Raw genomic sequence first — 2,230 nt, forward strand, 5'->3', positions numbered from 1 at the left:
TGTTTGGGATCACCAAAAATCTTTGAGGGTTCCTCCATCAGCGCACCCCAGCATCTAGGTCACTATTTGTCCGAAACCCCTGCCTCTGCGAAGCTCGCCATACGGGCGTGGCATTCCAGCGCCGAGCGCACGATGTTGACGGCAAGGCAGGCGCCGGAGCCTTCGCCGAGCCGCATGCCGAGGTCGAGCAGCGGCGGCAGGCCGAGCGCTTCGAGCAGGCGGCGGTGGCCGGATTCGGCCGAGACGTGGGCAGCGATGGTGTGGGCGAGGCCGGTCGGGTGCAGCCGCGCCAGCGGCGCCGCGGCAGCGGTGCAGACAAAACCGTCGAGCAGGACCGGCACATTGTTGCGGCGCGCGGCGAGCGTGGCGCCGAAGATGGCGGCGAGCTCGCGGCCGCCAAGGGCTGCGGCGATCTTCAGCGGGTCGGACAGCGCGTCGGCATGGCGCTTGAGGCCGGCTTCGATCGCGGTCACCTTGCGCTCCAGGCCGGCATCGTCGACGCCGGTGCCGCGCCCGGTCCATTTCTCGGCGCCGCCGCCGAACAGGGCGGCAGAAATCGCCGCCGCCGGCGTGGTGTTGCCGATGCCCATTTCGCCGAAGCAGACGAGGTCGATATCCTTGGTCACCGCGTCATGGCCGGCCGAGACGGCGGCGAGGAAGGCCTTCTCGTCCATCGCCGGCACTTCGGTGAAGTCGCCGGTCGGATGGTCGAGGTCGAGCGGGATGACGTCGAGCTCGGCGCCAGCGATGCGGGCGAGCTGGTTGATGGCGGCGCCGCCGCCGGCGAAATTCGCCACCATCTGTACGGTGACTTCCGACGGGAAGGCCGAGACGCCCTGCGCGGTGACGCCGTGATTGCCGGCAAAGACGAAGACCTTCACCTTGTCCAGCTTCGGCATGTCGCGGCCCTGCCAGCGCCCCAGCCAGGCGGCGATGGTTTCCAGCCGGCCGAGGCTGCCTTGCGGCTTGGTCAGCGTGTCCTGGCGGCGGGCGACGGCATTGGCCGCGGTGTCGCTGCCGGCCGGCAGATCGAGGCAGGCAGCGCGAAGTTCATCAAGCGATTTGAAAGACATGGGGGCAAAGTCTCCGAAAGAGAGTCAGGATAGGGATACGGAAGCGACGAGCAGGACTGCGATCTCGCCAAGTTGCTGAAGGGCGCCGATCGTGTCGCCGGTCTGGCCGTCGATCTGGTTGAGGCAAAGGGCGCGGAACGCGGCAAACAGCAGACCAAGCAGGACGATCGCGACAATGGCGCCGCCTGGCGCAAGCAGGAGGAGTGGTATCGCGCCGAGCACGGCGCCGGCTATTGCGGCCTCGGCCGAGACGCCGCCGGCGCCGGCCGAGAGGCCGTCGGACCGCGCCGGGGGCAAGAGATGCATGAAGGCGCCCAGCAATCCGCGCGAGGCGGCGTGCGCGGCAATGAGCGCCAGAAGGGCCTGTGTGGGGTCGGCGAATTCCGAAATCGCGCTCCAGCGGATCAGCAGCGACAGGGCCAGTGCCGACGCGCCATAGGCGCCGATGCGGCTGTCGCGCATGATCTCCAGTTTTCCACCGCGCGACTTGCCGCCGCCAAAGCCATCGGCGACATCGGACAACCCATCCTCGTGCAGGCAGCCGGTGGTGAGCAATGTTGCGGCAAGCGCAAGTGCTGCCGCCGGACCCATGGCAAGGCCGAACCGTTCCGCAGTGGCGTAGACGACCGCGCCGATCAGTCCGACGGCAAGCCCGGCGACCGGGGCGGCCCAGATCGCGGCGGCGAGGCTGCGCCCGCGAAAATCAAAGACGGGCAGCGGCAGCCTGGTGAAGAAGACCAGGCAAAGGGCGATATCATCGAGGACTTGCCGGAGCGAAAGGGGAAAGTTCTTGAGCTTCATGCCCTAGCCCCTCGCAATGGCATGGAAGAACGTCCCGCTGACATGGCCGCGCCGATAGCCGGAGGCGCCGAGCGGATTGCCCTGGCCGTCGGCAAGGTCGGCCAGCGGCTCGTCGTTGCCGGCAGCGAGCATCTGCGCATAGTGGAATTCATGGCCGCGGATCAGCGTGCCCTCGGCTCCGAGCGGGCAAGCGGCGCGCAGCCGCGCCTCGCGGTAGCCGAGGTTCATTTTGCGCTTGGCGAAGCTGGTCGAATGGCCGAGCAGGCCAAGCATCGGATGCGTGTCGCCTGCCGCGTCCTCAAGAGTCTCGCCCAGCACCATGAAGCCACCGCACTCGCCGTGGATCGGCTTGGTCG

2 protein-coding genes and 1 pseudogene are annotated in these 2,230 nt (G+C 68.1%); all 3 read right to left on the reverse strand.

The annotated features are described in order from the left end of the window. Positions 1-62: 62 nt before the first annotated feature. A complete protein-coding gene (gene cobT / locus EOA33_RS32940) occupies positions 63-1,073 on the reverse strand; it encodes a nicotinate-nucleotide--dimethylbenzimidazole phosphoribosyltransferase (RefSeq protein WP_126054002.1) in 1,011 nt (336 codons plus the stop codon). A 24-nt stretch (positions 1,074-1,097) separates the two neighbouring features. Next, the gene (locus tag EOA33_RS32945; protein ID WP_126054003.1) at positions 1,098-1,874 is read right to left on the reverse strand and encodes an adenosylcobinamide-GDP ribazoletransferase; all 777 of its coding nucleotides are present in this window, start codon (positions 1,872-1,874) and stop codon (positions 1,098-1,100) included. Positions 1,875-1,877: 3 nt separating this feature from the next. Next, a pseudogene (locus EOA33_RS32950) lies at positions 1,878-2,230 on the reverse strand (cobyrinic acid a,c-diamide synthase); the annotation flags it as partial.

The sequence above is a fragment of the Mesorhizobium sp. M4A.F.Ca.ET.050.02.1.1 genome (genome assembly GCF_003997725.1).
Taxonomy (GTDB): domain Bacteria; phylum Pseudomonadota; class Alphaproteobacteria; order Rhizobiales; family Rhizobiaceae; genus Mesorhizobium.

Excerpts from the sequence above, each read along its gene's own strand:
- EOA33_RS32945 (WP_126054003.1), bottom strand. The coding sequence starts at position 1,874 with ATGAAGCTCAAGAACTTTCCCCTTTCGCTCCGGCAAGTCCTCGATGAT.
- cobT (WP_126054002.1), bottom strand. The coding sequence starts at position 1,073 with ATGTCTTTCAAATCGCTTGATGAACTTCGCGCTGCCTGCCTCGATCTG.